At 39.6% G+C, this 16858-nt stretch carries 10 protein-coding genes; 2 read left to right on the top strand and 8 right to left on the bottom strand.

Annotated features, from left to right (window positions below; all coding sequences use genetic code 11):
- Position 1 precedes the first annotated feature (1 nt).
- The 5 genes from flgK to QKW49_RS23630 all read right to left on the bottom strand — a co-directional run bounded on the left by flgK (position 2) and on the right by QKW49_RS23630 (position 6455).
- On the bottom strand, positions 2 to 1522 hold the full coding sequence (gene flgK / locus QKW49_RS23650; protein ID WP_282865089.1) for a flagellar hook-associated protein FlgK: 1521 nt from the start codon (positions 1520 to 1522) through the stop codon (positions 2 to 4).
- 32 nt (positions 1523 to 1554) lie between these two features.
- Positions 1555 to 2913, bottom strand: coding sequence for a flagellar hook protein FlgE (locus QKW49_RS23645; RefSeq protein WP_282865088.1), 1359 nt, complete (start codon positions 2911 to 2913; stop codon positions 1555 to 1557).
- A gap of 24 nt (positions 2914 to 2937) precedes the next feature.
- Positions 2938 to 3729 carry a flagellar hook capping FlgD N-terminal domain-containing protein gene (locus QKW49_RS23640; protein WP_282865087.1) on the bottom strand — a complete coding sequence of 264 codons (792 nt, stop codon included), beginning with the start codon at positions 3727 to 3729 and terminating at the stop codon, positions 2938 to 2940.
- Between the two features lie 219 nt (positions 3730 to 3948).
- Complete coding sequence (locus QKW49_RS23635; protein WP_282865086.1) at positions 3949 to 4680, bottom strand: response regulator transcription factor; 732 nt, start codon at positions 4678 to 4680, stop codon at positions 3949 to 3951.
- A gap of 446 nt (positions 4681 to 5126) precedes the next feature.
- Positions 5127 to 6455: a transposase gene (locus tag QKW49_RS23630; RefSeq protein WP_282863714.1), complete on the bottom strand. Its 1329-nt coding sequence runs from the start codon at positions 6453 to 6455 to the stop codon at positions 5127 to 5129.
- 147 nt (positions 6456 to 6602) lie between these two features.
- Here QKW49_RS23630 and QKW49_RS23625 point away from each other — a divergent pair, with 147 nt between their 5' ends.
- Positions 6603 to 7301 (top strand): response regulator transcription factor, encoded by a 699-nt coding sequence (locus QKW49_RS23625; protein WP_282865085.1) that lies wholly within the window; start codon positions 6603 to 6605, stop codon positions 7299 to 7301.
- 4 nt (positions 7302 to 7305) lie between these two features.
- Positions 7306 to 8793, top strand: a complete 1488-nt coding sequence (locus tag QKW49_RS23620) for a HAMP domain-containing sensor histidine kinase (RefSeq protein WP_282865084.1) — start codon at positions 7306 to 7308, stop codon at positions 8791 to 8793.
- Between the two features lie 228 nt (positions 8794 to 9021).
- Here the strand turns inward: QKW49_RS23620 and QKW49_RS23615 are convergent, their stop codons facing one another.
- The 3 genes from QKW49_RS23615 to QKW49_RS23605 all read right to left on the bottom strand — a co-directional run bounded on the left by QKW49_RS23615 (position 9022) and on the right by QKW49_RS23605 (position 16849).
- Entirely contained in the window at positions 9022 to 10293 is a 1272-nt protein-coding gene (locus QKW49_RS23615; RefSeq protein WP_282865083.1) for a diaminopimelate decarboxylase, read from the bottom strand.
- The gene (locus QKW49_RS23610; RefSeq protein ID WP_282865082.1) at positions 10290 to 10994 is read right to left on the bottom strand and encodes a TrmB family transcriptional regulator; all 705 of its coding nucleotides are present in this window, start codon (positions 10992 to 10994) and stop codon (positions 10290 to 10292) included. The genes QKW49_RS23615 and QKW49_RS23610 overlap by 4 nt, the downstream gene beginning before the upstream one ends.
- A gap of 305 nt (positions 10995 to 11299) precedes the next feature.
- Complete coding sequence (locus QKW49_RS23605) at positions 11300 to 16849, bottom strand: DVUA0089 family protein (RefSeq protein WP_282865081.1); 5550 nt, start codon at positions 16847 to 16849, stop codon at positions 11300 to 11302.
- Between the last annotated feature and the right edge of the window lie 9 nt (positions 16850 to 16858).

Below are 16858 nucleotides of genomic sequence, written 5' to 3'. Positions count from 1 at the left end.
TTCACCTCCCGACTACACCGGTACCGTTAATCAATTTATCCAGCATCCCATCTATCATGTTCATCACCTGTACGCTGGCATTATACGCATACTGATATTTCATCATGTTGGTCATTTCTTCATCCAAGGATACGGCAGACAACGATGTTCTTTTATTCTCGATTTGTTGAACCAATGTGCTCTGATTGCTTGCAGCACTTTCCGCTTGATCTCCGGCTGTTCCGATCCAATTTACAATAAATGCGTAAAAATCATCAATACCCATCTTAAGACCATCATTTTTAAAGTATTCCATGTCTTTAAAACTGATGATTTCATTGGCAATGGTAATATCACCCGAAGCTCCTGTCGCCGACACCGCAATTTTATTCGGATCATCCAAATCAGGGTTAATCATAATGTTACCGGCTTGAAAAGGCAAATCTTCATCTATCTTCACAAAGAAATCCGTTCCGGTGCTTCCATCCAAGCCTACTCCATTACTGTGTATGGCATTGATCTTTCTTGTCATCAGACTAACCAGCATATTTAAAGCAGTACGTAATTCAGGAATCAGATTACCGGAATCTCCTGTGAAATTATAAGCGTCTGCATCATTGTCCACATCCGTTTCGTCATATCCCGATTCAACCGGTGATCCGTTCTCGGAGCTACCCTTATCTCCATTCACATCCCCCCGTTCTTCTATTAAACCTAATAATTCTCCGTCTTTTAGCTTCACTTCCGATCCGGTCTTTTCCCAAAGCACCGTGGCGAATGCTCCATTGGATGCATTGGTCTTACAAATCATCTTATTCACCGCAGCCCCATTCACCAGCGAGGTTCCTCCAATAGTAACATTAAACATGCCGCTGCTGTCTTCGGTAACTTTGATATTTACATATCCTGAAAGGGTTCCTAATAACCCATTCAACTGGTCGCGGTAATCGTTTGCATTATCTCCCATCACTTCATTCACACGGATTAATCCATTTAATTGTGCAACCTGTTCTGAAACCGAATTGATTTTATCCACCATATCTTTGATTTGATCATCTAAATTTTCTTGTATCTGGTCTAATTGTTGAGATAGCTGATTGAAGGTATCCGCCAGACGATTGCCATATTCGACCAAAGACTCCCGACATGCTCTGCTTTCAGGATCTTTGGCAAGCTCTTCCCATCCATCAAAAAATTCATCGATCGTATTGCCAAGATCGTTATCAGAAAACTCATTCATAATACCTTCAATATCTTCTACAGTTTTTTGCATGGTATTCCAATAATTCAAAGTACTGTTTTCTTTTCTATAGCTGTTATCGAGAAATAGGCTTCTGATTTGCCTCACTTCATCAATATTCACCCCGGTGCCTATTTGATATCCTGTATAGGTCGCGGGACGATTTTCAGATTGAATCAACTGCTGTCTCACATAACCTACAGTATCTACGTTGGATACGTTATGTCCTGTAACATCCAAAGCCCTCTGGCTGGTATACATCCCTGACCTGCTGATTTCATAACATGAAAATGTAGATCCCACTCAACCACCTCCAAAAAAAGCTATATTATTGACTATCTTTTCAGATTGACAAGTTCCTGCAGCATCTCATCGGCGGTGGTTATAATCCTGCTGTTCGCTTGATAACCTCTCTGCGTAATGATCATCTGACTGAATTCGTATGAAAGGTCTACATTGGACATTTCCAGGCTTCCGGCGCTTAACATACCGCTTCCGTCATCCCCGGCCATCACCCCGTTTACAAAATCACCGGAGTTTGCAGTAGCAACATAATTGTTCGATCCTAATTTGGAAAGTCCGGCAGGGTTGTCAAATTTAGCCAGAGCAACCATACCCAGCGGCTGTTGTTTTCCGTTAGAATACACGCCCATGATGATTCCATCGGCACCGATACTGAAATCTTCCAATGTACCGGATGCATAACCATCTACCGAGCTTGCTTCTACCGAACTGTCATCATTGGTCATGGTAAGATTTGAAAAATCGATGGATACTGTAAAAGGACTTGCACCGCTGCTATCCGGTGAGAACTCCACTTCCGGCGTGATACTGTAATCCGAGTCGTCGGTAATAATGTTTCCTTCACTGTCAAATTTGATATATCCGCCGGTACTGCCGGCACCGGAATCATCTTGAATCTCCCAGTACCACGATGTAACCGGGTTGTCGGCATCGGTAGTACTATCTACATAACATTTAGTGAAGCTTACCTCAACCTCGTAGGTATTTCCTAAAGCATCATATACGGTCATTGTAGTACTATATTGAGATTCTAAATCAGTAGTATCCGCGATATCGTTAAGCGCTGCCCCTACCGCATCTTCGGCGGAATCCAGACTTCCGGCAAATACAGCATTTCCGGTTTCTTTTGCGGCTAAAACTTTCTTGTTCTTATTATAGGCATCCGAAAAAAGATTGAGCGGTTCTACATCTTTATCAGTATCAAAAACATAAGACCCGTCCGCTTGCTGTTCTTGTCCGTAATCCATCCAGCCATATACGTTCAATCCGTCACTTGTCACAAGATTCCCCGATTTATCCAACGTGAAATTGCCCGCTCTAGTAAATAAATAGGAACCACTGTTGCCCTGCCGTACAATGAAAAGTCCATTTCCATCTATGGCAAGGTCGGTCTGACTTCCCGTTGTTTCTGTGCTGCCCCTTGTAGTAATGGTATCTATGGAAGAAACCCCCACGCCAAGTCCTACCTGCATTGGATTGATCCCTCCTCTACCGGTGGTAGAATCAGGAGCGGTTGCCCCACTGAGGGTTTGATTGAATATATCGCTAAAAGTGACTCTAGATGACTTAAAACCTACTGTATTTACATTTGCGATATTGTTTCCGATCACATCCATCTTTTGTTGATGTGCTCTTAATCCCGAAACACCGGAAAACAAACATCTCATCATAATAAACGCCTCCTTGACAATGTTTTAATTTACACTGAAAATGCTATCCACCGGAACCTTTACCTCATTCAGTGTTACTAATAGAATTCCGTCTTTCTCACTTACTTCTGCCAATTCAGCGGTTACAGGTACCACTTTACCGGTAGCACTGTCTGTAATGCTTAAATCGATTTCCTCCCCGATACGTTCATTTAAATAATCATATTCACTTTCCGAATTTTTATAGTCTTCTGAAAGGATAGCATTCAATTGTCCTTGCACGCCATCCATCACTGCATAATCCTCATAAACCCCTTTTTCAATCCCTGACACTTGCCCTTGCACTTCGATAATGTCAAGGTTTTCAGAGTCATAAATATACCCTCTGCATGTTTGTCCAACAAGTGTTGAAAGTGTGGCCACATCCGACCGGTCATAATCATATACTGCAGTAACGTCATCCAGTTCAATCTCCTGGTCATCTACTACCAGTGTCGCTTTTCCGTTTTTAAGCTTCACATAGTCTACCACTCCCTGGACCTGGCTTGTCTCGCCTGTACTTGAATCAGTCACTGAAGCAATCACCATTTTTCCGGTCATGGTTAACGCTTCCATAGAAGAAACCCGGGTGCTGACATTATTCATCTGCTCCAAAGCGCTGAATTGCGCCAGCTGCGCGACAAATTCCGAGTTATCCGTAGGGTTTAACGGGTCCTGGTATTTTAGCTGCGTAACCAATAGATTGAGAAACTCATCCTTTCCTAAATCCCCTGTATTTCTGGTACTGGTTGTACTGGTTGTAGTACCGGCAATACTGCTTATTGAACTTACTGACATAACTCTCACCTACTTATCTATTAATTAAGTGTTGTACACCTCTTCAACTGGCATGATAACAAATAATTATGGGATAATTGTCAAAACATGATGATAGTGATTGAAATATTGTGGTAAATATTGAAATACGCATACAAAAAACCTCTAATTTACTGAATAGTAAATTAGAGGTTTTTTTGTATGCTTGAATTTAAGGTTGTGAATCAAAAGTGCAGCCTATCAAATCGTAATAGTACTGTTGCTTTCTATAGTGTTTTTTCTTTGCTGATCCGAATATATGGATTGAAGCATCCTGTATCCATATCCATAAACTGTCTCTATTCTTAATAATTTCATTTTTTTGCGTAATCTTCGGATCAAATCATCTACTGACCGGTCAGACCCGAAGTGGTCCTGCCCCCATATGTTTTTAATAATCTGTTCTCTCGAAAAAATTCTTAAAGGATTTTTTATAAATAAATACAGTAAATCAAATTCTTTGGATGTAAGACGGATAATAGTTGTTCCCATCCTCACAACCCTTTTCATTTCATCAACAACATAAGGAGGAATATGATATTCGGTCTTTTTCCTCGTCGTCCGTACACTTCCATAAGTAAGCTCCATCATTTTCCTCGCACGGATTACAAGCTCTTTTGGCAGAAATGGTTTGGCCAAATAGTCATCACATCCCATTTCCAAACCAATGACTCTGTCCATGGTTGAATTGCGGTCTGATATTAACAAAAAGGGTACTTGCGGATAAGTCTCTTTCACCTCATTTAATATCTGGTATCCGTCCATATCCGGAAGATGACTATCCACAATCCATATGTGCGGACATTTCTCCATATTTTTACACGCATTTTCTCCATTCATGAATGAAGTAATGGTCCATCCTTCTTTCTGCATGTATAACGAAAGTAAGTGATTTAGATTTCTATCATTTTCCACTAAGTAGACCTGAAACAAAGCTCTCCCCCCATCATCTATCATTCTTGTGATCACAATTAACAATAGATTTAAACTAATACTGCATTTCTTTGACTGTAACATCATTTATTTCAAACAATACTTATAACATTTCTAATTCTATCCATAATAATTTGGGAAATCTCCGCAAAACTGTGGCAAAATTATGGTAATCATGTTTTTTTATTTAAAATCATTAAATTATGGCAAAATTGTGGCAAAAACATAAGTTCTAATGTTAGGAATAACTTTTTCATGTTAGAATAGTAGATGTTCAGTAAATAACAACAAAATGGTATAGAATGTTAAAGTTTTAGGTTATAGCAATAAACTATGTTCATGTGTACTTTGAAAATTTAAAGAATGGATGATAGGAATAATTTGGTATCTAAAAATGGTCGGAGATTCCCTATGCAAGAGAATAGTAAGAATATTTTTCCTGTAGTTTATGCAGCAGTCTTATGGTATTCTTTATTCTCAAGGGTTATGGCTATGGCTTTTGCATGTTGGAGCATGCAAACTAAGGCAGTTCTCACGAAGAAGTTCTTGGTACCCCTAAATAATGGAGATTTAAGACCGTTGTTGAGTACAATATCTCCAATAACGGATTCTATACGTGCTCTTCTTGAATAGATGTCTTTCCAGAGTTGTGAGCCTCTGGGAACTTGGGTAAACCAACGAATATCATCTTCAATGTGAGTATAGACTGTCTTGCCATAGCCAGAATCACAACATGGATGATCACACTTTAGTTTTTCAGCCAATTTTTTAGAAGCTTTTCTTGGACACCGCCATTTTAGTCGTCTTTTTTTCTTATCAATACCCCAATAGTAAAATGTATGACCAGCAGCACAAACAGGCAAACCAAACTCATTAGTAGGTGTTGGAGTTTGAGAATTTCTTGGATTAATTGCAATAATAGGCTTACCGCCTAGTAAACTAATCCACCAGTAAACATAATAAGCGTCGTATCCCGAATCAGCAATGACATAATGAAAGTCAACTTTCAAGTTGTGATAAAGATGCATTATTAGATGTGGTGTCATTCTAACATCGTGGACATCAGCACCTTCGACGAAGAATGTTAGTGGTAGGCATTTAGATGGATTATCTATCATAGGAGTTGTTGCAAAATGCAGACCGTATCCCATTAGATATTCATCAAGATTATGATCATAACCTTTTGTGGCTTCGGAGTCAGTACACATAGAGCATTTAAAGGGTTTTATATTACTGGCATAGCATCTACAATATTTTTCAGGAACATACTTTTGTTTGCAAAAAGATTTTACCTTGCAGCCGTCAAAGATTACTTTATCATGGGGATCAATGATTCCTAATTCGATAGATTCTTTGACAAATAACAATTCAAATATTTTACGGATTAGAGAACCTTGAAGCATGACATCTTCAACGTTTTCATCGCCGAAAAGATTAGAGATAAACCAAGAGAAATAAGCCTTAGAGGGCGTCTTGTCAGGAGAGAAACCTGATAGATAAGCATATCTTGGTGTATCCCTAAGTTCTTTGACCCATTTATTAATGGATGTAAAGCCAGCAAGGTACATCACAAGTAAAGACCTTAAAGCATCTTGAGGGCGATAAAGTGCAATACGTCCTGCAGGATTTTGTGAATAAAAATGTAAACAGAAGTCATAAACACGAGATAGATCAATCTTTGATATTATCTTAGCAATGCTGTCAGTCTCACTGACAGATAGAAATAAATTAAGTTTATAAGCCAGGTGACTCTGGTTTGGTGGAAGCAATGACATCAGCCCCTTTCTAAAATATTCTCTATTTTAGCAGGTTTGAGGGCTGTGAGGTGAAGAAAATTGTTTCCAGTTGATAAAATCAAGTTGAATCAAGGGGTTCAGCTTTGCTGAACACCAACTTAGAATACTTTAAGAGGTGAATAAATCATGACAGATAAAAAATTGATATATATCGCTGATGATGAAGTGAATATCTGTAATATTATAAAATCTTTTCTTAATAAAGAAGGCTATGAGGTTGAAATCTTTCATGACGGATATTCCATCCTTGAAGCTTTTAACACAAAACCGGCAGATATGCTCCTTATAGATATTATGATGCCTCAAATAGACGGGTTTTCCCTTTGTGCTTCGATACGACAAAAGAGTTCCGTACCTATTATTATTGTTTCTGCTAAAGACACTGAACCGGATAAAATAGCAGGCCTCACTCTGGGAAGCGATGACTACCTTACAAAGCCATTTAGCCCGATGGAGCTTATCGCTAGAATCAATAGTATTTTCAGAAGAATACAGTTAGACAAAAATAATATTGGCAATGGTAACTTGATTAAAATCTTAGATATATCCATCAATCCAAATACTAAGCAAGCTGATTGCAAAGGTAAGAACCTAGGACTTACAGGTATGGAATTTTTATTATTATATTACCTTGCAAAAAATAAAGATCGGGCAGTAAGCCGTAGCGAACTTCTAGATAAAGTATGGGGTTTTGAAAACGAAGTCGAAACCCGTGCAACCGATGATATGGTTAAAAGGATCCGTAGAAAACTCTCGGATGCCGGTTCAATGGTAAGAATCGATACCGTATGGGGATTTGGCTTTAAACTCGAAGATAAGGAATGATGTCATGAAAGGAAATACTATAAAATGGAGGATCTTTAAGTATAATCTGATTGTAATCCTCCTATTGATCGCATTAACGACCGCTATATTTAATATTGCTGTGCGTTTATACATAAAAAACGATATCCTTGATCAGTTAAATATCATTTCATCTCGCACCGAAGATATTGCATTGCGTAAAGGACCGGAGTTTTTCCCCAAGCCTGGAGAATCAAAGCATAAACTGCCGCCTCCTCCCGATATCGAACATGACGAATCAAATAACGATGAGGTTTTCAGATTTTATTTTATGCTGGACCGATCTTTAAGAGAGCCTCTTTCCGTATTGAATGCGGATTATATTTTACTTGACGGAGATAAGAATATCATCAACATTTCACTTGAAGAGTATTTTAATACCCCAGATGAACTCTTGAATAAGACTACTGATGAAATGTTCAATAAGATTGCTGATGAACTCCATAAATCGGATGACTTAAGTAAAGATGGATATTTAAGCTTTCATTTATCAGGAATCGAATATATTTCTATCGTCAAGCCGGTATCTGAAAAGAACTCTTTTGGCTTGGGCTGGATTGTCATATATTCCAGTTTGGAAAAACTTAACCAGTTGCAGTGGACAATAAATTATATTTTATTTGCAATACTTATTTTATCCGCTATCATTACCGTGATCTTTTCTTCTCTCGCTGCAAAAAAGATTTGTGCTCCGTTTTCATCTCTTGATGAGCATATAGGCGCTATTGCAGAAAGAAACTTCGGCACTAAACTAAATACACCGGTATATGAAGAGCTGCAAGAGTTTGTAAATAACATTAATATGATGTCAGAGAAACTTGAAATCTATGATAAAGCGCAGAAAACTTTTTTACAGAATGCATCTCACGAATTTAGAACACCGCTGATGACCATTCAAAGCTATGCTGAAGGTATAAAATATAATGTCGTAGATAGCAATACTGCCGCAAATATTGTTCTAGATGAAACAAAACGCATGACACTGATGGTAGAAGATTTGTTATATCTGTCACGGCTGGATACAATTGAGGAGAACTATCATTATGAAAATTTAAAATTTAATGAACTAATCGATAACTGCATTGAACGAATGAATAGAATTGCAATAAAAAATAGTATTACGATTATCAATAATAAAATTAATGATGACATTAAGATATATGGGGATGAAGAAAAACTTTGCCGCGCAATTACAAATTTAATCGGTAATTGTATTCGATATGCCAACTGCACTGTATTGGTCAATGTAAAAGCTATCCATCATGAGATCAAACTAACCATCTCGGATGACGGCCCCGGCTTTGAATCCGACGAACTTCATAATGTTTTCGAAAGATTCTATAAAGGGAAAAAAGGCAATTTTGGACTGGGACTAGCCATCAGTAAGAATATCATCGAAAAGCATAATGGGATCATCATGGCTAAAAATACTGAAGCGGGAGCCTTATTTATTATTGAATTGCCAACTATTTAATACAAGGGTACATAAAAAGTGTTTATCGTTCGGAGATCTGACAGGAGGACAGGGCCGCAGTCCGGCCAAAAACCAGGCCTGACAGCAGGCCAGCCCCCCTGACCGACTTCCTCTGAGTGCTAAATCGGGCTTTTTCAGTAGTCTCGAACCGTCCCCATGTGTCTAATATACTTAGAAAACCAGTTTTAAATTACTTAGCCTGTTTTTCATCTTATTGATGATTTCCTATTAGCTATATTTTAGCTTTTCAATAAACGCCTTGTTACAATCCAGCGTCGCAAAATAATCAGCAGGCGTTTCTGCACGACGTATCAGTTCAGTTTCTCCGTCTTCTTTAAGAAGTATTTCAGCCGAACGCAATTTACCGTTATAATTATATCCCATCGCATAACCATGGGCACCGGTATCATGTATCACTATCAAATCGCCTATATCAATTTTGGGAAGCATCCGGTCAATTGCAAATTTATCGTTATTCTCACATAATCCCCCCGTTATATCATACTGATGGTCACAAGGCTCATTCTCTTTTCCCATAACGCTAATATGATGATATGCACCGTACATTGCCGGACGCATTAAGTTCGCCGCACAGGCATCCAGACCGATATATTCCTTATGTGTGTTTTTTTGATGTATTGCAGTTGACACAAGACATCCGTATGGTCCAAGCATAAATCTGCCTAATTCGGTAAATATTGCGATATCATCCATTCCAGCCGGTATAAGAATCTCTTCAAACGCCTTTTTGACTTCTTGTCCGATATGATAAATATCCGCCGGCTGCTGTTCAGGATGATACGGAATACCTATACCTCCGGAAAGGTTTATGAACGCAATATGCGCACCTGTCTCTTTGTTCAATTCCACTGCTGTCTCAAAGAGCATTCTCGCAAGAACCGGATAGTACTCATTTGTTACCGTGTTGCTTGCTAAAAATGCATGCAGCCCTAAATGCTTTACCCCTTTATTTACGAGGGTTTTAAATCCTTCAGACAACTGAGAGCGTGTAAAACCATACTTTGCTTCCTGGGGCGTATCCATAATAGCATTGTTGATAACAAAATTCCCTCCGGGATTGAATCGGCAGCTTATTGTTTCAGGGATTCCTGCCGTCTTTTCCAAAAACTCAATATGTGTGATATCATCAAGATTGATGACCGCTTCCAGCTTTTGGGCAAGAATAAAATCTTCCTTTGGCGTGGCATTTGATGTAAACATGATGTCCTCATTTTTAAATCCTGCTGCTTCAGACATCCTAAGCTCAGTATACGAAGAGCAATCCACTCCGCATCCTTCTTCTTGTAATATCTTGAGTATTGTAGGGTTTGGCGTCGCTTTTACTGCAAAATATTCCTTAAATCCCTTGTTCCAAGAAAATGCTTGCTTTAGGCGGCGTGCGTTTTCTCGAATTCCTTTTTCGTCATATAAATGAAATGGTGTAGGGTATTTTTTTATGATTTCCGTTAATTGATTTAAGTTTATAAAAGTCTTTCTCATTTAGTATCATTCCTTCCCATCATTTCTATCAGTTTAATTTCATTTTTCAGAGAATCCTTTAGCAAATCAATGAGGTTTTTCTTTTTGGAATACAAGCAAGTTGAATGCTCTCCATCATCAATATCTCCTGTCAGGACATTGGTTGAGTCTGCAATGAGTCTGATTTGCTGTTGAGACCTCTCAACAAAGTATATTGTAGCTCCGTCTAAGCAAACCGGCTGGTTAGTAATCAACACCATCTTAATACCTCTTTTGACCGCATCCTTTATCTCCGGAAAGATTGCCTCAAGTACCTGTTTTGACACCGAAAGATATACCCTTTCTTCTGCTTCCAATATCATATTTCTCATTTTATTCAAAATATGATGATGTCCTTTGATGGTGATATATCCTTCAGAATCTTCCCTCTTTTGTGGAACACTTTTTATCAGTTCTTTTTTTGTTTCCTGAAACTTTCTTATTTTATTATTGCAAAACTCTTCAATGGGCACTGATGTATATCTCGTTGTTGCCCCTTCCATCACAAATGCTCCTCCTTTTTCAACGAGGGCAGCAAGAGATGTGTACGTATTAGACCGTGAAATACCGGTGATTTTTGCAACTTCATAGCCATTTAGGTCACCCTCTGAAATGAGTGTTAAATATATTGTTGCCTCCTGCCTTGTAAGTCCAAAATGTATAAGCATCTCAACTATATCCATAAAAATGACTCCTTTTTACAGATCTTGATTCAACATAAATATCAAAGCTATTTAATACATATTACAACTACTTAAATAGTGTTCCTTTTTAGTAATACTATATACTAATTTATTGTGTTTGTCTATATGTAAATGTTAAATCTGTTAAAATGAATATCAGCTGTCAACACCGTATGCTATCGACGCAAGTAAAAAGAAGAGAATCCTCTAGGCACTGATATGCCGCAAGATTCTCTTCTTTTATAGTTCTAATTATTAAATCTTTCGTTCAGATTGTCAAGTCGTATGATGCACCTTGTTTTCCATCAATTCTCGTAAGATACTATTAATTTCCTAATATCTAACGTACAGTATAAATCATCATCTTCATCAAATTCGCTGACTTCAACGGTATAATCTCCTGCCGGTAGATTTTTACGGATCAAAGAATATACACCATTGTAATCATCGTTATATGCTATTTTATTACCGTTTTCGTCCCATAAAGCCATTTGCGTATCACAGTTCTGTTTAAAGAAAGAGGTTTCAATTTCAAACAAACCTTCATCTTGTTGTGTTACCGTAAAATCATAATAGTACGGTAATTGGTTTGATGCTAATTCAATATCCTCTGTATAAACATCTTGTTTCTCAACCTGAGACGGTATTTCATAATTGATTTCAAGTTCTGCTGTCTGACAGGATAAGATGGTTACATTTTTTTCTTCGTGCCGGTACTTATCTTCAAATGGATTGTAGTAAGACAGCACCACTCTATATTCTCCCGGATTAATAAAGTGGAAAGTATGACCTCCGTTCTCCCCTGTCGTACCATAGCTTACTAAATTCCCGTCCTTGTCAAATATGCTGAGAACTCCGTAGCCAACGTCAGTGACTAATTCTGTCTCCTTAATATTTGTTTTTACTTTTAAAGAACCATAATCAACAGGCTGAATGTCCCCAAGCATTGCTTCCATATCGATCACACCATATCCCAATTCTTCAGTGAAACCATTCCCTTGGGCGGTTTTTTCCAGTTGGGTTTTCACCTGAGCAGGAGTTAATTCAGGATGCTCGGATAACAGCAGTGCTGCTGCCCCTGCTACATAAGGCGATGCCATAGAAGTACCATCCATAAACTCATAGGTTCTTTCGTCATCGAATGGGTCATATAATGTTGAATATATTTTTTCGCCCGGTGCTGCCACGGAGGTCCATGGACCGGTAGTGGAAAAAACTGTCCGTGTATTCTTAGGCGTAGAAGCTGCTACGGCAATCACCCCATTATATGAGGTAGGATAACTCGGAACTCTCTTATCATCGTTGCCTGCGGAAGTTACAAACACTACCCCATTTTCCAATGCCTTATCAATGGCATCTTTAAAAGCGAAGTTATAGCCCCTGCCACCAATGCTCATATTAATAACGATACGTTTGTCAGGATATTGTTCTATATATTCCGCCACATGGGAGGTTGCTTCTATCAAATAAGAAGTAGAAATCTTTCCAAATTCATTCGCTACTCTTATTGGCATAATAGGACAATCCCATGCTACTCCGGCAATTTTTCCATTTCTGCCGTTATCCCCGGCAATACCTGCCACATGGGTACCATGCCCGTCAGTATCTATGCCCGGTATTCCTTCCCCTGTAGCATCATACGCGCCAATAAATATCTTATCTGCAAATTCCGGATGATCTAGCTGCACGCCGGTATCTATGATCGCAAGAATTACATCAGATGACCCCGTGGTTTTCTTCCATGCTTGTTCTGCATGAATATTCTTTAGCCCCCATAGCTTCTCTACTTCAACTTCCGACCCCAACATCATATCGGTAGATCCTGATTCAACCATATTTAATGATGTTTGACTATCCTTTGTTCTAACAGGCTCCGGCCCATCAAGCAAGTAGTCGGGCTGAGCAATTATAACATCTGGATCCTTAAGCAGTTTTTTGATAAAGCTTTTTACATCTTCGTCTTGGGGCACTTCCACCATACTCCATCCGGTTTTTTCCCATTGCTTGAGGGTAGCACTGCCTAAAAGATCAAGGGTTTTTGCTAGGCCTGCCATATTATTGCTTTTTACCAATACATGTCCATCGGTAAATTGACTGTCCTCAATGTTTAGAAAATCCATCTGAGGTATATTGTCCGCCCCCAGGTTCTCAACAGCTGTCGCAAACATGTTTTCACCGTTTAGAGAACCAATTTGTCCATCTGCCGCATATGAGATTGAATACGAATATCCATTACCGGTATATTCATGAGATACATAACAATCAGCTTCATTGATATCCCAAGAATAAATACCGCCCGGTTCCAGCTCAAAAGTCAGATCATATTTATTCTCATATGACTCATCTTCCCATATCAAATAGGATGTTGCATCAAATAAACGCAAGTTATAACTCTGGGATATCTGTATATTATCATATTTTGCCCGGTATTCTTCAAAACTACCGCCTATTGTTTCAATATCCCATGTGAAAGTAGGTGAAAGTTCAACATCTGTTGCTCCATGCTTGGGACTATTAAGTACTACGTTAAATCCCGGCAAAGGCGCACCGAAACGGATTAAGGCGTTCTCATTGTTATCTCCTTGGCTGTTGTAAGGCACCACTTTGTAGTAAGTTAATTTTCCGATTTCCAATGCTGAGCTAGCATCCTGATATTGGGTGCTTTTCACGGTACCAATCTGCTGATAATTCACTCCATCGAAACTCCGGTATACCTTATATCCGTCAGCTCCCGTTGCAGCGGTCCAAGTTAATCTATTCCGGATGGTAACGTCATTCATATCAGCATTTTGACTATCATCCTCTAAGATTTTAGCTTGATCCACCGGAACAGCATATAACCCCCAGTTCATACCATATGTGTCACAGATTAAATTCAGTTCTTTAATTTGATTCGGAACATCATTCTGCTCAGGATCCATCTGATTTTCTACTATCACCGGCAAAACGCTTAAAACCGAATTTCCGTTGTAATCGTAAGCCAATACTTTTAAATATGTCGGGCCATTCGGATAGGACGTTGTATCAATGGATACTGTTGCTGAATTCTCCCCCCATCCTCCTATACCATAATTTTCAATAGGGAATCGTTGTTCGCCACCTAGGTAGACGTAATAAACATAAATCCCTGATTCGGATTCAAAGGACAAATCAGAATAAACAGTCCCCGATACTGTAGCTCCTGGAGTAATTCCTTCCAATTGTATACCTGGAGGTGTCTCTCCCCAAGAGGGATTAAACAGATCTCTGACAGGGACTTCATAAATATAATTCTGTCCATTCCATCCATAAACAGCCTCAGTAACGCTAATGCTGCCTCCACCGCCATATACACTATTAGAAACAGTCTCTTCTTCATATACATACTCACTGACACTCTTCCAGTATACATTCTGGACTCTTGCTGCCGCCAAATCATTGATTGAAACCAAGAGATCGCCAGGTGTCTCGAAAATATCCACCGGATAGGTTACAGTGGCTCCGGAAATTCCCGCACCACCACGGTTATGCGTCACATAACCTTCAATCACTCTAGTGTGATCGTCGTTCTCTATCACAAAATATCCATCGCGGTTCGTTCTGACTTCCGGTTCTTTGGTTGTAAACTTCCATAATGGACCGTCAGTGCGCCCACCCTTCTCATCTTTAGCTACTACTTTCCAGTAATAAGTAGTTAAACCCTCTAACTCACCGGGTAAATACGCGGTGCCATTGTATCCGGCCTCCTTTTGAACTGATACATCCAATGTATTTACCAGCGTTTCATCGGTTCCGAAATAAACATCATAGGTTAATGCATCTCCATCCGGATCGCTGCACGTCCAGCTTAAATTTGGAGATACACTCACGCTTTCTACCTCATTAACCGGTGAAAGAACTTGCGGTACGGTAGGTACATGATTGGATGGGAGCGGATTACTGCCTCCACTGCCTCCTCCAGCATTAGGAGTATCGGTAGTAGTAAATTGCCAAACCGGGCTGGCACATTCTTCACCGTTACTATCTCTAGCTACTACTTTCCAGTAATATGTTACATGACTTTGAAGATCACCGGGAGTATAGAAATTATCAGTCTGGTTAGCTGCTCTCTTAGCTGTTACGTCTAAAATCAATTCCTGTGTGTCCACATTTATTACAAGAGTGGGTTCACTTGCGAAATAAATATCGTAGGTTAGCGCATCTCCATCCGGGTCGCTGCATGTCCAGCTTAATGTCGGAGATAGATTCACAATTTTTGCCTCATTTGAAGGATAAGGTTCGGCTGGAGTATTAGGTGCATTGTTTATTGTAGTAAACTTTAGCAACGGGCTTTTGCTTTCACCACCCTTACCATCTTTTGCTACAACTCTCCAGTAATATATCGTTAAACTGCTCAGTGTATCCGGTGCATAGGCCGTACTACTCTGACCGGCAGCTTTCTGAACGGATACATCCAAAGCTTCTACCGATGCTTCATCCGTTCCAAAATAAATATCATAGGTTAGCGCATCTCCATCCGGGTCGCTGCACGTCCAGCTTAATGCCGGAGATAATTCTACATTTTCCACATCATTAGCCGGTGAAAAATCTTGCGGTGCGGCGGGCGCATTATTGGATGAACTACTGCCTCCTGTACCTCCGCCGCCACCGGAAGGTGTACTCGGTGGTTCTGTTTTATTTTGTATGCGGCCCTCACCTTTCACGTCTACATTTGAATTCAATACAAGATCCTGTACCTGCGTACCTTGGCTTATATTTAACGTAGTACCGGACACATCATTAGACACTGTCATGGTGCCAATGCTGGTATCTCCCTGTGTCGTGACCACAACATTACTTGCTTCAATATTTATGCTATTGAATTCACCGTTAAGTATTACTTCATTTCCTGCGGCTTCTTCCGCGATCACGATGTCTATATCTTTTCCATCCGGGCCTTTAACCCCTTTAGCTACAACACGTACTTTTCCATTTACATTTTGAACGATGATGTTCTTATATTGACCTCCGTCAATCACAATACTGTTCGGGCCGCCGCCGCGTACATAGGTATCTCCGTCCACAGTTACATTATTCAAAGTCACTGTTCCTTGACCTACTTCTTCAGCGATGATTAAATCCCCATGTATCTGCTGATTTTGTAATATTACTCCGTCGGCTTTAATGATTACATCAGCATCTACTGCTTCTACGGCTTTTTCAGGCCCATAAGTGCCAGCTTTATCAAATATCAGTTGGCCGTCTTTTATTTTTGAAATACTGGTAACAGAAGCAGCTATATCCAGTGCTGTGATGGCTTCTGCACGGGTAACATTTTTCTCCGGTTTAAAGGAACCGTCAGGATAACCCTTCATATAACCCGCTTTAGCTACCGCACCAATAAAGCCTTTTGACCAATCAGGCATACCGGCTGCATCAACAAAAGCAGAAGCACTCTCCGGGTCACTCTCTAATTCTTTAATCTTTGCAATAACGACCGCTGCTTCTTGGCGGGTTATAGATGCATCAGGTCTGATGGTCCCATCAGTATAACCTGAGATATATCCTGCCGCCTTTGCTTTTGATATAACATCTTCATACCAGGCACCTTTAGGTGCATCTGTATAGTTCATATCTGCGATTTTTTTGTAACCGAATGCCTTATTTACAAATGTCATAAATTCCGCCCGTGAGATCGGTTTATCTGGCTTGAATGTACCGTCTGAGTAGCCATTGACTAAACCTTTATCGGTCCATTTTGAAATCACTTCTTTAGCCCAGTGATTATCCGTATCTGTAATGGGCGCCGCATAACCAATGCTGGCCGTAAGTGTTAAAGTAAGAATCAAAAAAATTGTTAGCAATAAATTGCCAAGACCTCTCTTTTGTAACACCATTGTTTTCCT

It is taken from the genome of Petroclostridium sp. X23 (assembly GCF_030013905.1).
Taxonomy (GTDB): domain Bacteria; phylum Bacillota; class Clostridia; order SK-Y3; family SK-Y3; genus X23.
Note: the sequence above shows the minus strand (reverse complement) of the source record. Positions and strands in the feature narration are given on the sequence as shown.